The sequence below is a fragment of the Streptomyces sp. Ag82_O1-12 genome (assembly GCF_900182715.1).
Classification (GTDB): Bacteria; Actinomycetota; Actinomycetes; order Streptomycetales; family Streptomycetaceae; genus Streptomyces; species Streptomyces massasporeus.
Genome location: NZ_FXUW01000001.1, coordinates 316,435 through 330,798, shown reverse-complemented (window position 1 = coordinate 330,798; position 14,364 = coordinate 316,435). Strand labels below are relative to the sequence as shown.

The 14,364-nt window shown below is 72.5% G+C and carries 12 protein-coding genes and 2 pseudogenes; 2 read left to right on the top strand and 12 right to left on the bottom strand.

Features of this window, described 5'->3' with window-relative positions; all coding sequences use genetic code 11:
* Positions 1-178: 178 nt before the first annotated feature.
* The 7 genes and pseudogenes from QOL88_RS01635 to QOL88_RS01605 all read right to left on the bottom strand — a co-directional run bounded on the left by QOL88_RS01635 (position 179) and on the right by QOL88_RS01605 (position 5,867).
* Entirely contained in the window at positions 179-1,906 is a 1,728-nt protein-coding gene (locus tag QOL88_RS01635) for a PP2C family protein-serine/threonine phosphatase (RefSeq protein ID WP_097214732.1), read from the bottom strand.
* Positions 1,903-2,511: pseudogene (locus QOL88_RS01630) on the bottom strand (SpoIIE family protein phosphatase); the annotation flags it as partial. The gene QOL88_RS01635 and the pseudogene QOL88_RS01630, both read right to left, overlap by 4 nt.
* A gap of 543 nt (positions 2,512-3,054) precedes the next feature.
* Positions 3,055-3,465: pseudogene (locus QOL88_RS01625) on the bottom strand (anti-sigma regulatory factor); the annotation flags it as partial.
* Positions 3,465-3,905: an anti-sigma regulatory factor gene (locus QOL88_RS01620; protein WP_097214731.1), complete on the bottom strand. Its 441-nt coding sequence runs from the start codon at positions 3,903-3,905 to the stop codon at positions 3,465-3,467. The pseudogene QOL88_RS01625 and the gene QOL88_RS01620, both read right to left, overlap by 1 nt.
* A complete protein-coding gene (locus QOL88_RS01615) occupies positions 3,905-4,324 on the bottom strand; it encodes an STAS domain-containing protein (protein ID WP_097214730.1) in 420 nt (139 codons plus the stop codon). The genes QOL88_RS01620 and QOL88_RS01615 overlap by 1 nt, the downstream gene beginning before the upstream one ends.
* On the bottom strand, positions 4,321-5,208 hold the full coding sequence (locus QOL88_RS01610; RefSeq protein ID WP_097214729.1) for an STAS domain-containing protein: 888 nt from the start codon (positions 5,206-5,208) through the stop codon (positions 4,321-4,323). Before QOL88_RS01610 ends, QOL88_RS01615 begins: the two co-directional genes overlap by 4 nt.
* Positions 5,209-5,474: 266 nt before the next feature.
* Positions 5,475-5,867 carry an STAS domain-containing protein gene (locus QOL88_RS01605; protein WP_097214728.1) on the bottom strand — a complete coding sequence of 131 codons (393 nt, stop codon included), beginning with the start codon at positions 5,865-5,867 and terminating at the stop codon, positions 5,475-5,477.
* Between the two features lie 348 nt (positions 5,868-6,215).
* On the opposite strand from QOL88_RS01605, the gene QOL88_RS01600 reads away from it, so the two are divergent.
* Positions 6,216-6,587: a hypothetical protein gene (locus QOL88_RS01600; protein WP_097214727.1), complete on the top strand. Its 372-nt coding sequence runs from the start codon at positions 6,216-6,218 to the stop codon at positions 6,585-6,587.
* An 85-nt stretch (positions 6,588-6,672) separates the two neighbouring features.
* Here QOL88_RS01600 and QOL88_RS01595 read toward each other — a convergent pair whose 3' ends face one another.
* Both QOL88_RS01595 and QOL88_RS01590 read right to left on the bottom strand, forming a co-directional pair.
* Positions 6,673-7,107: an ATP-binding protein gene (locus QOL88_RS01595; RefSeq protein WP_097214726.1), complete on the bottom strand. Its 435-nt coding sequence runs from the start codon at positions 7,105-7,107 to the stop codon at positions 6,673-6,675.
* A gap of 117 nt (positions 7,108-7,224) precedes the next feature.
* Positions 7,225-9,123, bottom strand: coding sequence for an AMP-dependent synthetase/ligase (locus tag QOL88_RS01590; protein WP_097214725.1), 1,899 nt, complete (start codon positions 9,121-9,123; stop codon positions 7,225-7,227).
* Between the two features lie 151 nt (positions 9,124-9,274).
* Here QOL88_RS01590 and QOL88_RS01585 point away from each other — a divergent pair, with 151 nt between their 5' ends.
* Entirely contained in the window at positions 9,275-9,508 is a 234-nt protein-coding gene (locus tag QOL88_RS01585) for a DUF6480 family protein (protein WP_097214724.1), read from the top strand.
* Positions 9,509-9,570: 62 nt separating this feature from the next.
* Here QOL88_RS01585 and QOL88_RS01580 read toward each other — a convergent pair whose 3' ends face one another.
* The 3 genes from QOL88_RS01580 to QOL88_RS01570 form a co-directional block, all read right to left on the bottom strand.
* On the bottom strand, positions 9,571-10,659 hold the full coding sequence (locus tag QOL88_RS01580; protein ID WP_097222802.1) for a glutamate--cysteine ligase 2: 1,089 nt from the start codon (positions 10,657-10,659) through the stop codon (positions 9,571-9,573).
* Between the two features lie 111 nt (positions 10,660-10,770).
* Positions 10,771-12,978: a 1,4-alpha-glucan branching protein GlgB gene (gene glgB, locus QOL88_RS01575; protein ID WP_097214723.1), complete on the bottom strand. Its 2,208-nt coding sequence runs from the start codon at positions 12,976-12,978 to the stop codon at positions 10,771-10,773.
* Positions 12,979-12,981: 3 nt separating this feature from the next.
* On the bottom strand, positions 12,982-14,352 hold the full coding sequence (locus QOL88_RS01570; protein WP_097214722.1) for a maltokinase N-terminal cap-like domain-containing protein: 1,371 nt from the start codon (positions 14,350-14,352) through the stop codon (positions 12,982-12,984).
* Positions 14,353-14,364 lie beyond the last annotated feature (12 nt).

The window sequence follows — 14,364 nt, the reverse complement described above, 5'->3', positions numbered from 1 at the left end:
CCGACTGCCCCTGGATCGCTGGTTCGCACCCTTTCGATCCCACCGTGTGTCCCGCCGGTGCGCCAGTCGGACGCGGCAGGCAGACGAACGCGTCGATCACCACCATGCCCGCACCGTGGCCGAAAAGCACCAGGCGGGAGTGAAGAACGCGTGCACACCGGGCCGGCCGGACCCGCCGTCAGGAGCCAACGCCGCCTTGGAAATGACAGAGCAACAGACACACGTCGTCGTCCCGCTCGGAATCGCTCAGCAACGGGGGCAGAAGCCGGTCCGCCGACCCCTCCAGATCCGCGTCCAGCTCCGCGGAACAAAACCCGCCGAGCGCCGTGGCCAGCCTCTCGATCCCCGGGTCTATGCCCTGCGCACGCCGCTCCACCAGCCCGTCCGTGTACAGCGCGAGCGTCGAGCCGGGTTCCAGCTGCTCCGTGTGGTCGGCGATCTCCTGGGTGAGCGGGATGCCGAGCATCGCGCCGGGCTTGGCGTCGAGGGTGCGCACGGTGCCGTCGGGCAGCCTCAGCACCGGCGGTGGATGCCCAGCGGCGGCCCAGGTCAGCGTGGGCTCGTCCGGGTGGAACCGCGCGATGACGGCGGTGGCGTACAGGTCCGGCTGGAGATGGTGCAGGAACCGGTGCAACCGGGTCAGCAGCCGGCCCGGGCTGTCACCGTCGACGGCGTACGCCCGCAGCGCGGTGCGCAGCTGGCTCATCATGACCGCCGCGTGCAGACCGTGGCCGGTCACGTCGCCGATGACGGTGATCAGACCGCCGTCCCGCTGGGGGAACGCGTCGTACCAGTCGCCTCCGATGTTCAGCCCGTGCGTGGCCGGAAGGTACCGCGCGGCCAGGCTGAGGCCCGGCGTGGTCGGCAGATCCGTCAGCAGGGCGCGCTGCAGCGTCTCGGCGATGTCGCGGTTGTGCTCGAAGCGCCGGGCGTTGTCGATCGCGATGCTGGCCCGCCGGGTGAGCTCGATCAGCATCACGGCGTCGTCCGGGTCCCAGCGCGCGCCGGGCGGCGACAGCATCAGGACCCCCAGCGGCGCCCGCCGCGTCGGCAGCGGCACACACAGCAGCGGCCGCCCGGGTTCCAGCGCCGACGGCGGCTGGTCCTCCACGCCGGGCAGGTTGCCGGGGTGGTCGGCGGCGTACTGGGGCCGCCCGGTACGGGCCGCGACCACGGCCGCGGCCGGATGCGGCGCCGAGCGGTGCCTGTCCTCCTCGTGGTCGAACAGCCAGACGTCGACGCTGCTCGCGTACTCCGGCACCAGCAGGTCCGGCAGCCGGCGCACGATCTCCTCGTGGTTCAGCGACGCCGTCAGCACGGCGCTCGCGTCCGCGAGGAACGTCAGTCTGCGCCGGGCGCTCTCCGCCTCGTTGCGGGCGCTGCGCTCGGCGGCGAAGGCCTCGCGCTGGGCCCGCCCGGCCGCGTCCAGCTCGGCGTGCAGGGCCAGGACGCCCTGGTTGGTCTGGTGCAGCTCCTCGCGGTGGAAGAGGACCAGATCCTCCTGCTCGGTGAGTTTGTCCAGCACCACGGCCGTGTCCTCGTCGGCGCCGAGCAGCGCCTCCGACAGGGCGGCGGGGTCGTCGGCCACGGTGCCGTCCTCGGCGGCCTCGGCCGCCTCGGGGCAGGGGACGGTGACCTCCCAGAGCGGCTCCCCCGCGGCGCACGTCTCCGGCGACGGGGTCACCACGACGTGCAGCAGCCCCTCCTCGGCGGGGGAGCCCGCCAGGTTCATGGTGAGCCGCCAGGTGCCGCCCTTGGTGAGGCACTGGCGCAGGTGGGCGCTGAGGGCGGCGGCGAGCCGGGTCCGTTCGACGGTGGGCACACCGTACGCGGCGGCCAGGCGCGCGAGCGAGATGCGGGCGCGGGCCGCGTCGGTGACGGTGGTGATCTGCCAAGTGGGCATCATGGGCGTTCCGGCGGGGTCGAGGTCAGCACGGCCACGGCGGTGTCGTCCCGCACCGGCCGGGCGGGACTGCTGGTGTCACGTATCGTCACGGCGGCCGTCACGGCCGGGTCGGCCTCGGGCAGCCCAGGGCCGGACGGCGGCGTCCAGCGGCTGGGCAGGCCGTCGGTGTGCAGGATCAGCAGCGGGTCGTCCGCCCAGTCGGCCTCCTCCTCGCGGAGGGTGCCGGGCCGGTGCACCCCGACGATGCCGGGCCGCGACAGCAGGTGGCGCCAGGTGCCGCCGGTGTGCAGTCGCGCCCCCACGTTGCCGATTCCGGCGAAGCTCAGCCGCCCGGCCGCCAGGTCGAGCTGGGCCATGGCGACGGCCGCGCCCCGCGTGCCCTTCAGCGCCTCGTGCAGGCGCCCCAGCGACTCGGCGGGGGAGAGGTGGGCCCAGCGGTACAGCGCCGCGACCGCGGCCGACGAGGCTCGCGCGGCCTCGGGCCCGTGCCCCAGCCCGTCCGCCAGCATCAACGTCACACGGTCCCCGGCCCGGACCCATGCCCAGGCGTCCCCCGAGTACTCGGCTCCGCCGTAGGGGATGTTGACCCCACCGGCCCGTACCCCGGTGACCGGCAAGGAACGGTTCTGCGGGGTGCCTCCGGGGTCCGGGGAGCCGCCGAGCGGTGCCGTACGGCGGGCCGGGTCGGCACCGGCGTCCGCGAGGACGTGGGACTCTGCCGTCGGGGGAGCCCAGTCGGTCGCCGGGGTTCCTGCGTCCGCTGATCCGTGAGCCGGTGCCGCTTGAGAGGCCGGGCTGCCTGCGTCCGCGAGCCCGTGAGCCGGCGCCCGAGGGGTCGGTGTGCCGGTGTCGAGGGCGCGGCTCGTTGCCGTCGGAGGGACCGGCGCGCCCGTACCCAGGTGGGCATGGCCCGGTGCTTCGTATGCCCCCCGCGCTGCCCCCTGTGCACGGTCCGCCGCAGGCGCGGGACCGGCGGTGGTGCCCTGAGCCTGTCCGGCGGAGGCCGGCGCCCCGCCGGACACCGCCGTATGGCCCGTCAGACCGTCGCCGGCCACCGCGCCGAGCGGCTCGCCGTCGGGCCACTGCCCGCCGGCGGCGGCCCCGTCCCCGGGCCGCACCGGCGCCTCACCGCCCCGGGGTGCCGTGCTCACGCGGGCCACCGCGACCGTGCCGCGGCCGGGGACGCTGTGCAGGGCGAAGTCGTCGGAGAGGCGCAGGCACGTGCCGAGGCCCGCGCCGAGCGAGCGGCTCGTGGAAAAGCCGTCGCGCAGCGCCGCGGGCACGTCCGCGATGCCGGGGCCGTGGTCGATCGCGGCTATCTGCACCGTCCGGGACCCCTCCCGGCCCTCCCGCAGCACCGGCGGAGCCACGACCTCGATGAGCACCTGGCCACCCTCGGCGTGCTTCAGCAGATTCGTGGCAAGCTCCGTCGCGACCAGCGCGGCCGCCGCCGTGCGCCGCTCGTCCAGCCCGGCCAGCGCGGCGGCGCCCTCCGCCGCGACCTGCGCGTCGTGCACCCGGGTCGAGTCGCGCACCGGCACGTCCCACACGCGCGGCATCAGACCCCCTCGCGCGGACGCGGCGGCCGGCCCACCCAGCAGGTCACCCACACCGTGGTGCCCGAGCCCGGCGTGGTGTCGATGTCGAAGTCGTGCACCAGCCGCCGCGCACCGCTCAGCCCCATCCCCAGACCGCCGCCGGAGGTGTAGCCGTCGCTCAGCGCCAGGTCGAGGTCGGCGATGCCCGGCCCCTCGTCGGCGAAGGCCAACCGCAGCCCCTGCGCGCCCGCCCTGCCGACCTGCGTCGCCTCCATCCGTCCGCCACCGCCGTGCACCAGGGTGTTGCGGGCCAGCTCGCTGGCCGCGGTGACGAGCTTGGTCTGGTCCACCAGGCCGAAGCCGAGCTGGGCAGCGGCCTGCCGTACGTGCTGGCGCACCCACACCAGGTCCATGTCGGACCGGATGGGCAGGCAGGCCTCGATGCCCGCGGCGGTGTGCATCACGGACTCTCCTGACGCGGACTGCCGGGGCGGGTCACCGGGGCCTGCCGCGCGAGGAGCTCCATGCCCGCCTCGGTACTGAGCGCGGTGCTCAGCCCCGGCAGCGTCAGACCCAGCTCGACCAGGGTGATGGCGACCGCCGGGCGCATGCCGGCCACCACGGTGCGCGCGGCCAGGAGCTTGGACTGCGCCGCGATCTCGGCCAGCACCCGCCCGAGGAAGGAGTCGACGATCTCCACACCCGAGATGTCGATGAGGACCCCGCGCACCCCGGTACGGGAGATGGTCTCCGAGAGGTCCTGCTGGAGCTGCTGCGCCGTGCTGTCGTGCAGGTCTCCCTGGAGCGTGACCAGCAGGACGTCGCCGAGCCGGAGGACCGGCACGTAGCCGGTCACGGGACGGGGGTGGGCGTCGTTCACCGCAGACCCGCACCCGGGTTCACGATGTCCGCGCCGAGCTGGTGCAGCGCGTACCCCAGCGCGTCGGAGAGGCTCGCGCGGGTGATCACGTCCAGGTCCAGGCCGAGATGCACGATGGTCTGGGCGATGGCGGGGCGGATACCCGAGACGATGCACTCGGCGCCCATGAGGCGCGCCGCGGCGACCGTCTTCATCAGGTGCTGAGCCACCAGCGAGTCGACCGTCGGCACCCCGGTGATGTCGAGGATCGCGAACCGCGCGTGCTGCTCGACGACCGCGTTCAGCAGCGTCTCCATCACGATCTGGCTGCGGGCGCTGTCGAGCGTCCCGATGAGCGGCACGGCCACGATGCCGTCCCACAGCCGGATGACGGGCGTGGCCACCTCCATCAGCTGCATCCGCTGCCGGTCGCTGAGCGCCTGCCACTCGCTCAGCGCGGTCTGCATGGCCACCAGCCGCAGGGTGCCCGTCAGCACCGTCAGCGCGGTCGAACAGGCCCGCAGGTGCTCGGGTGGCGCCTGCTCCAGGTCGGCGGCCAGCAGGTTCTCCACGGGCGGCCGCAGGGCGGCCAGTTCGCTGGAGATCTGGGTGTTGGACAGCCCGGCACGGGAGCGCGCAGCCCCCATCCGGCCCAGCTGCTCGCGCACGGTGCTGAATCCGGCGGCGTCCGGGTCCTCCACCTGGCCCGAGTCGGCCACTTGGGCCAGCGCGTCCACGATGACCTTGCCCGCTTCCACCGCCTCGTCGCGCGAGACGGTGAACACCGTGCGGAACAAGGGCTCGTCCGCCCACCGCTGGGCGATCTGCTCACGCCGGCGGTGCAGGAAGTCCCTGACCTCGTCGGTGGGCGTGGCGAGCTGTCCGTCCGCTTCGTGCTCCGGCACCTGGTTCTCTCCTCATCCGCGTTGCGTCGACCGAGCCCGCTTCTGGCAACGAGACGGCGATGTGACACTTGCCGGGCGACAACTCTAACCATGGGCCGACCTCGCACGACACCTGCTCCGGGGGAACAGATCCGGTTCGGGCGAACGGCGGTTGGCGCCCGCCGTTTCCGGTGTGCGAAGGGGGTGAGTCGCCGTCCGGGCACGGCGGAGCGAGGGCACCGGACCACCGGTCTTCGCCGGCGCCGTGCCCGAGGGGACCCGGACCGTCAGTCGTTCGGCTCCTCCGGGAGGTCCGGCCCCGCGTCGACACGGGCCAGGGCCTCGTCGACGTTCTCCGATATCGGCACCGTGATGCTGACGCCGGTCAGATCGAGGATGCGCCGCACGGCCTGCGTCGGGCTGATGACGTGCACGCTGCCCTCGGTCTTACGGGTCTCCTGGTACACCCGGAGAATGATGTTCATCCCGGACGAGTCCATGAAGGGCACGGACGAGAGGTCGATGAGGAAATGCCGTCGGCCGTGGTGGAGTTGGTTGGCCAGATGGGCCTGGAACTCGGTCGCGGTGTCGACGTCCAGGTAGCCGTCGACCGTGATCAGGGCCACGTCCTCCCGGGGCAGTTCGACTTCCACGGACAGCGGGTTCTGGGCGAGGGGCACGGATACCTCCAACAAGTGCTACGGCCTGGGCTGGTCACCTCTGGGGATGACCGCGGTGCGAGGGGATCCCGGTGGTTCTCCGGACTCGAATGCCGATTCTCATGCCCCTCCCTTCACTGACGGGCTTCGGATGTCACCGCGCCCCCGCGATTACCCCGGAAACCACCCTCCATGCACCGCTCCCGGAAACATCCTCGGGACCGGCCCGCCGGAAGTCGCCCGCGGTCGCAGGTGTGTGCGCCGAATGCGCTTGCGGCAGCAGGGTAGTTGCTGCTGTGGAACGGGTCGGGCGCGAGGCGTCCGCCGCAGCAATCGCGATCAGCGCATCGCCAGGGAGGATGGGGCAGCGTGGCCATCGACAGAATCTGGTCGTACGCGCCGGACAGCGGTCACACCGAGGGGCAGGACCTGACCGGGTACGCCGTCGCCGCGACCGACGGCACGATCGGGCACGTGGACCGGGAGGCAGCCCCGTACGACATGCGGCACCTGGTCGTCGACACCGGCGTCTGGGTGTTCGGCCGTAGCGTCCTGGTGCCGGCCGGAGTGGTCACCGGCATCGACACACAGGGGAGGAAAGTCACACTGGCCTGTAGCAGGGCGGACGCCAAGGCGGCGCCCCGCTTCCAGACCGACAGCGAGACGAGGGACCAGGAGTACCTGCGGGCCGTGGGGGACTACTACGACCGGCTGCCGCCGCGCGAGACGGCCTCGGTCTGAGCCGGTCACGGGCGCACAGCGCCCGTGACGCTCCCGGCTCGTCAGGATGAGAAGACCCACAGGGCAAGACTCATCACGGCAGGTCTCACCAGGGCAAGAACACGTGCACGTCCTTGCCGCGGTCGTCGGCCACCACGCTCACCTGGTCGCAGAGCGTGTGGATCAGGTGCCAGCCGATGCCCCCGCCGCCGCTGCGCGGATCGAAGGGGCGAGGGGCGGGCTCCGTGGTGCTGGTGTCGTGCAGGACCACATGCACCCCGTCGAAGGTCCGGCGCATCCGCAGAGCGAACGGACCGGGGGCGTACTGGACCGCGTTGGCGGCCAGTTCCGTCACCACCAGCAGGATGTCGTCCCAGTACTCGGGGGCAGAGGGCGGAGAGGAGCGTGCCAGATCACGCAAGAACTCCTCCGCGGCCAGCCGCGCACCTGTCACGTCGTGCGGCTCGCCCACGAAGCTGTTCGTGCGGCTCGGGATCTCCTCGGAGGTCAGGGCGTCGTCCCCACGCGGCTCGGTTGACATATCGCCTTTCCGGCCCGGGCGTCAGCGAGAGCTGTCGTCAGGGCTGTCGTCCTTTCTCTTGCGTCGCCACTGTTGCGTGTTCCCGAGTGGGCGTGGCCTACTCGTCCGGTCGCACGCTCAGCGGAACACGTTGTCGGAATCGTCCCAGTTCGAGGGTTCGTCCGGGGCGCTCGGCCGCCCCGGACGCCTGCGTGACCGGTACATCGCGTCGATCTCGGAAGCGTAGTGCCGCACGATCTCGTCCCGGCGCAGCTTCATCGACGGCGTGAGCAGCCCGTTGGTCACGTCGAACGACTCCGGCAGAACCCGGAACACCCGGATCGACTCCGACGGTGACACGACACTGTTGGCGGCGGCCACGGCCCGCGCGACCTCCTCCCGCAGCGCGTTCTCCTCCCGGGCCTCCCTCATCTCGCCCTGCACCGCCAGCCCGGCCCGCCAGTGCGCCAGGAACTCCGGATCCAGCGTGATCAGGGCGCCGACACAGGGCCGGTTGTCCCCCACGACCACGGCCTGGTGGACGAGCGGGTGCACCCGCAGCCGCTGCTCCAGGGCCAGTGGGGCGACGCTCTTGCCGCTGCTGGTGATGATGATGTCCTTCTTGCGGCCGGTGATCGTCAGATAGCCCTCCGCGTCCAGCCGCCCGAGATCCCCGGTGGCGAGCCACCCGCCGCGCAGCGCCGCCCGGGTGGCGGCCCGGTCGCCCACGTACCCCTGGAACACCGACGGGCCGCGCACCAGGATCTCCCCGTCCTCGGCCACCTGGATCTCCGTGCCCGGCAGGGGCTGCCCGACCGTCCCCGACTTCTCCCGGCCGAGCGGCTGCATCGTCACCCCGCCGGCGGTCTCCGTCAGGCCGTACCCGTCGTGCACGTAGATGCCGATGCCCTCGTAGAAGAGGGACAGATCGCGACTGAGGGGGGAGCCGCCGGACGTCGCCCGTTGCACCCGCCCGCCCAGCGCCGCACGCAGCCTGCGGTACACCGTGCGCTCGTACAGGGCGTGCTGGAGCCGCAGGTCGAAGCCGGGCCCGCGGCCGCGGCCCAGCCGCTGGCGTTCCAGGGCCGCGGCGAAGTCCCGTGCCGTCTCCGCGGCCCGCTCGAACAGTCCGCCGTGGCCCCCCTGCTGCGCCGTGCGCAGGAAGTTCTTGTAGATCTTCTCCAGGACCGACGGGACCGCGTAGAGGTACGTCGGCCGGAAGGTGCGCAGCGCCGACGACAGCGCCTCCCCGCTCAGATCGCCCTGGTGTCCCATCAGCAGTCCGCCGCGCACGCACAGCCCCTGGATCATCAGCCCGTACACATGGGAGAAGGGCAGGAAGGCCAGCACGGAGCCCTGCTCCCCGCGCGGCGCCGCCGTGTGCCCCCAGCCCGCCAGCAGCGTGTCGCAGGGGCCGGCCAGGTTGCGGTGGCTGAGGGCGCAGCCCATGGCGTGCCCGGAGGTGCCGGAGGTGTAGGCGATGACGGCCGTGGAGTCCGGCAGCACGATGCGCCGCATCGAGTCGACCGTGGCGATCGGGATGAACTCCCCGCGGTCCGTCAGCTCCTCCAGGGCGCCCGCGTCCAGCTGCCAGACGTGGCGCAGCAGCGGCAGCGAGGCGCACACCGAGCCGACGGTCATGACGCCCTGCTCGTCCTCGACGACCACGGCCACGCAGCCGGTGTCCCGCAGGATCCACTCCACCTGGTCGCGCGAGGCCGTCGGGTAGACCGGGACGACCTCGGCGCCCACGGCCCACAGCGCGTAGCACAGCACCGTCCACTCGAACCGGGTGCGCGCCATGATCGCCACGCGGTGGCCCGGCGCGATCCCGGAGGCGATCAGTCCCTTGGCCACCTCCACCACCTGGTCGCGCAGCTCGATCGCCGTCACCTCCTCCCAGGTCGTGGAGACGGGGTCGGCCCGGCGGGCGAGCATCGGCCGGGTCGGTTCGCGGTCCGCCGTCTCGAAGACGCTGTCGGCGAGCCCGCCGGTCAGGGGCGCCACGGCCGGGGGAGCGAGGGCGAGGTCGCGCATGCACTGCTCCTGACGTGTACGGGGTGTGACATTGCCGACGGGTACCGTCATCGGCGGTGCTCGAATGTAGTCGAGTCAGGACCCTTCGGGGTCGGAAAATACGGAAGTGGACCCCCTGATGATCTCGGCGTGATCGGGGGACCCGGACGACATGACTCACATCAGCCCCGATCCCGAACCAGAACGCACCCCCGGTCTGGAGCCCGGCGGCGGTGTGCCGCCGGGCGAGACCCCGCCCGCGGAGAGCAGCATGCCGGAGACGCTGCCCCGGGAGACCCACAATCCGACCAAGGGCTGGGCCAAGGCCCCGCTGACGGTGATCATCGTCATCGCGGTGCTGATCGCGGCGTTCTTCCTGGCCTACGCCCTCGTCCTGATCCTCTGAACCCCCGGTCTACGCCCTCGTCCTGATCCTCTGAACCCCCGGTCCGAGCGGGACGGAACGCTTCACGCCTGTGTCTGGCGGACGCACTCGGTGACGACGTCCCGCAGACTCCCCGTGCGCTCCATCAGTGCGCGCTGCACCTGCGCGCCGTTGCCGTCCCGCAGCAGTTCCTCGCAGGCGGCGCCGGCCCGCTCCAGGTCGCCCGTGGCGTCGAGGGCCTCCTCGACATGGTCCAGCAGGGCACGGACGACGGTCTCGGCGGGCATCCGCCGCATGGTCTCGGGGTGCAGCAGTTCGCCCGAGAGGCCGGACCGGGCGGCCTGCCAGTCGGCCAGCCGCAGCAGGCTGACGCTGTGGCCGAGCGGCTCGCGGCCGGCCCGCCACTCGCGCGCGGCGGTCTCCACCAGCCCGCGGACGAGCGTGGCGATCAGCACGGCCGTGCCGGAGTGCAGGCAGACGTCCGAGACCCGGAGCTCCACGGTCGGGTACCGCTGGGACAGCCGGGCGTCGAAGTAGATCATCCCGTCGTCGAGGATGACGCCGGTCTCCACCATGTCGGAGATCAGACGGTGGTACCGCTCCGCCGAGCCGAAGATCTCGGCCGGCCCGGCCGACGGCCAGCGCCCCCACACCCTGCTGCGGTAACTGCTGTATCCCGTGTCGTTGCCCTGCCAGAACGGCGAGTTCGCGCTGAGCGCCCGCAGCACCGGGAGCCATGGCCGCAGCCGGTCGACGACCGCGACGCCCTCCTCGTCGGACTCCACCGACACGTGCACGTGACAGCCCATGACGAGCTGCTCCCGGGTGGCGATGCCGTACTGCTCCTCCATCCACCGGTAGCGCCGGTTGACTCCGACGGCCGGGCTGACGGGCAGCGGCGAGGTGGCCAGGGCCGCCACGGTGCAGCCGATCTCCCCCGCGTGCCGGGCGGCCTCCTTGCGGCACCGGACGATCTCCGCGCGCAGGCTCTCCATGGACGACTGCGGATGGGTGGCGAACTCCAGCATCTGCTCGTGGAGTTCCTTCTCGAAGACGTCCTGATCCGCGTCGTCCTTCTCCGCCCGGGCGAGCACCGCTGCGGACAGCGCCCGCGGTTCTCCGGTCTCCGGATCGACCAGGAGGAGTTCCTCCTCCACTCCCACGGTGCGCACCTGATGCCCGCCCTTCTGTGCCCTGCCGCGCCGTACCACCGGGTGCTCCCGGTGGTACGACCCCCAGTGCCCCTCACAGGCGGGTGGGACACCTGCCGGGGCGACAGGACTTCACGCGGCGAACGGCGTCAGCCACACCGTGGCCAGCGGAGGCAGCGTGAGACGGAGGCGACCCTCCTCCGGCTTGACCGGATCCGGATTGGTGACGCCGCTGCCGCCGTAGCGCGTGTCGTCGGTGTTGAGACGTTCCTCCCAGGCGACGACGTCACCCGGCACCCACAGGCCGTAGTCCTGCCGCACCACGGGGGAGAAGTTCGACACCGCCAGCAGCGGAGTGCCCTCGGCGTCGTAGCGCAGGAACGCGAGGACGTTGTCGTCGGCCGAGTCCACCGCCACCCACCGGAAGCCCTCCGGGCGGGTGTCGCACTGCCACAGCGCCGGCGTCCCCCGGTAGGCGGAGTTCAGGTCGCGGACCAGGTCGCGCACGCCCCGGTGGTCGCCCGCCGAGTGGTAGCCGTCGTCGAGCAGCCACCACTCCGGGCCCTGCTCCACCGACCACTCGGCCCCCTGCGCGAACTCCTGCCCCATGAACAGCAGCTGCTTGCCGGGGTGGCCCCACATGAAGCCGAGGTAGGCACGGTGGGTGGCGCGCCGCTGCCACCAGTCGCCGGGCATCTTCGACACCAGCGCCTGCTTGCCGTGCACGACCTCGTCGTGGGAGATCGGCAGCACGTAGTTCTCGCTGTAGGCGTACACCATCGAGAACGTCATCTCGTGGTGGTGGTACTTGCGGTGCACCGGCTCGTGGGCGATGTACTCCAGCGAGTCGTGCATCCAGCCCATGTTCCATTTCAGCCCGAACCCGAGCCCGCCGGTGTCGGTCGGCCGGGTCACGCCGCCCCAGGCGGTGGACTCCTCCGCGATCGTGACCACGCCCGGCGCCCGCCGGTACACGGTCGCGTTCATCTCCTGGAGGAACCCCATCGCCGCCAGGTCCTCCCGGCCGCCGTAGGCGTTGGGCTCCCACTGGCCGTCCTCGCGCGAGTAGTCCAGGTAGAGCATCGAGGCGACGGCGTCCACGCGCAGCCCGTCGATGTGGAACTCCTCGCACCAGTACACGGCGTTCGCGACGAGGAAGTTGCGCACCTCGGTGCGGCCGAAGTCGAACTCGTACGTGCCCCAGTCCGGGTGCTCCGCACGCCGGTCGTCACCGGGCTCGTACAGCGGCTCACCGTCGAACCGGGCCAGTGCCCAGTCGTCCTTCGGGAAGTGCGCCGGCACCCAGTCCATGATCACGCCGATACCGGCCCGGTGGCAGGCGTCGACGAAGAACCGGAAGTCGTCCGGCGTGCCCAGCCTGGACGTCGGCGCGTAGAACCCCGTGACCTGGTAGCCCCAGGACCCGTGGAAGGGGTGCTCGGCGACCGGCATCAACTCCACGTGCGTGAAGCCCATGTCCTTCACGTACTTCGGGAGTTCCTCGGCGAGCTGCCGGTAGGTCAGCCCCGGCCGCCACGACGCCAGGTGCACCTCGTACACCGAGAACGGCGCCTCGTGCACAGGCGTGTCGGCGCGGTGCGCCATCCACTCGGTGTCGCCCCACTCGTAGTGCGAGGCCGTCACGATCGACGCGGTGTTGGGCGGCTCCTCGCAGCGCCGGGCCATCGGGTCGGCCTTGAGGAAGCGGTGCCCGTGCCGGGAGTGGATCTCGAACTTGTACGCGGTGCCCTCGCCGACACTCGGCAGGAATAGCTCCCACACGCCCGAGGCGCCCAGGGACCGCATCGGGAACTGCGTGCCGTCCCAGTGGGTGAAGTCGGTGGCGACCCGCACGCCCTGTGCGTTCGGCGCCCACACCGTGAACCGGGTGCCGGTCACGCCCTGGTGGGTCATGGGCTGCGCGCCGAGCGCCTGCCACAGCTCCTCGTGCCGGCCCTCGCGGATCAGGTGCAGGTCGAGCTCGCCGAGCGCGGGCAGGAAGTGGTACGGGTCGTGCGTCTCCTGCTCACCGCCCTCGTACGCGACGTGCAGCGTGTAGTCGGGGATCGCGTCCAGCGGCAGCACGCCCGAGAAGAAGCCCTCGCCCTCCGAGACGAGGGCCGTGCGCCTGCCGTCGATCACCACGCTCACCGCGCGGGCGAAGGGGCGCAGCGCCCGGAACACGATCCCGCCGGGCGCCGGGTGGGCACCCAGCAGCGCGTGCGGATCGTGATGGGCACCCGCCAGCAGGCGCCCGCGGTCCTCGGGACTCAGGGCGGGGGCGGTCGTGCTCGGGACCGGGCCGGACGGCTCCGGGATTGAGGTGTCGCGCAGGGCCACGGCTCAGTCTCCTCTCACGGCGAGGCGCTCGATCGCCGCCATCGGTACAGGCAGCCAGTCGGGGCGGTGCCGTGCCTCGTACAGCACCTCGTACACGGCCCGGTCCGTCTCATAGGCGCGGAGCAGTCCGTGTTTCTTGCGTGGGTCCCAGCCGGCGCGGGCCGCGTAGCCCGCGCAGTAGGCCTCGCGGCAACGCCGGGCCCACTCCGGGCGCCAGGGGCGGCGCTGCCGGGCGGCGTAGTCGAAGGAACGCAGCATCCCGGCGATGTCCCGCACGGGGGAGTGGGCGCTGCGCCGTTCGGAGAGCGGCCGGGACGGCTCGCCCTCGAAGTCGATGACGAACCACTCGCGCCCCGCCCGCAGCACCTGACCCAGGTGCAGGTCACCGTGGATGCGCTGGGCGGGTGGCCCCGGATCGCAGCTCGTGAGGGCCGCGAACGCGGTCCGCAGACCCGGCACGAACGGCTGCAGCGCGGGCACGCAGTGCGCGGCGGCGTCCAGCCGCTCGATCATCGCGGCCGCCGTCTGCCCGTTCTCCCCGGGCCCGCCGACGGGGAACGCCGACGCCAGCGCGAGGTGCACCTCCGCCGTGGCCGCGCCCAGCGCCCGGGCCTGGACCGTGAAGTCCTCCCCGGCGGCCAGCGCGTTCAGCCCCAGCGTCCAGCCGTCGGAGGCGTCCCGCAGATACGGCTGGAGCACGCCGAGGGTGGCCTTGAACGGATGGTTCGTCTGGAACCAGGCCACGGGCGCGGGCACGCGGTGACAGCCCTGACGGGCCAGCGCGCCCGGCACCTCCAGGTCCGGGTTGACGCCCGGCTGGATGCGCCGGAAGACCTTCAGGATGTACTCGTCGCCGTAGACCAGCGAGGAGTTGGACTGCTCGGCGTCCAGCAGCCGCGGCACCAGTCCGGCGGGCACCCGCTGGTCCGGGTCGCAGTCGAAGCGCAGGGGGCCCGCGGTGCCCGGATGCCGCAGCCGCTCCAGCAGCAGCTGGGCCGAACGGGGGTCGTGCAGCGCGTCGTAGACGGTCAGGCCGGCCAGGGGCCCGTCCTGCACCCGCCCGATCAGCGCCCGCCCGAGCCGCGGCGAGGGGTGCTCGCGCACGCCGAGCAGCAGCTGGTAGCAGTCGCCGGCCGGGGGAGCCCCGCCGGGCGAGGGCACGCCCGTGTGGCCCGCGTGACCGGCGTGGACCAGCAGATGCAGACAGCCCGGGAAGAGCTCGGTCATCGACAGCAGGCCGAGCTCGGTGACCGGCCGGTCCTTGCCCGCGAACCAGCGCTGCCGGGGCAGCCAGTCGCGCAGCAGCCCGCCGAGCGACTCCATGGGCTCGGCCAGGCGCGGGAGGTCCGGGTGCAGGGATGCGGTCTTCGGCATGGTCACGCCTCC

Coding starts and splice junctions, on each gene's coding strand:
- QOL88_RS01635 (WP_097214732.1), bottom strand. CDS start 1,906: ATGATGCCCACTTGGCAGATCACCACCGTCACCGACGCGGCCCGCGCC.
- QOL88_RS01620 (WP_097214731.1), bottom strand. CDS start 3,905: ATGCACACCGCCGCGGGCATCGAGGCCTGCCTGCCCATCCGGTCCGAC.
- QOL88_RS01595 (WP_097214726.1), bottom strand. CDS start 7,107: ATGTCAACCGAGCCGCGTGGGGACGACGCCCTGACCTCCGAGGAGATC.
- QOL88_RS01590 (WP_097214725.1), bottom strand. CDS start 9,123: ATGCGCGACCTCGCCCTCGCTCCCCCGGCCGTGGCGCCCCTGACCGGC.
- QOL88_RS01585 (WP_097214724.1), top strand. CDS start 9,275: ATGACTCACATCAGCCCCGATCCCGAACCAGAACGCACCCCCGGTCTG.
- QOL88_RS01570 (WP_097214722.1), bottom strand. CDS start 14,352: ATGCCGAAGACCGCATCCCTGCACCCGGACCTCCCGCGCCTGGCCGAG.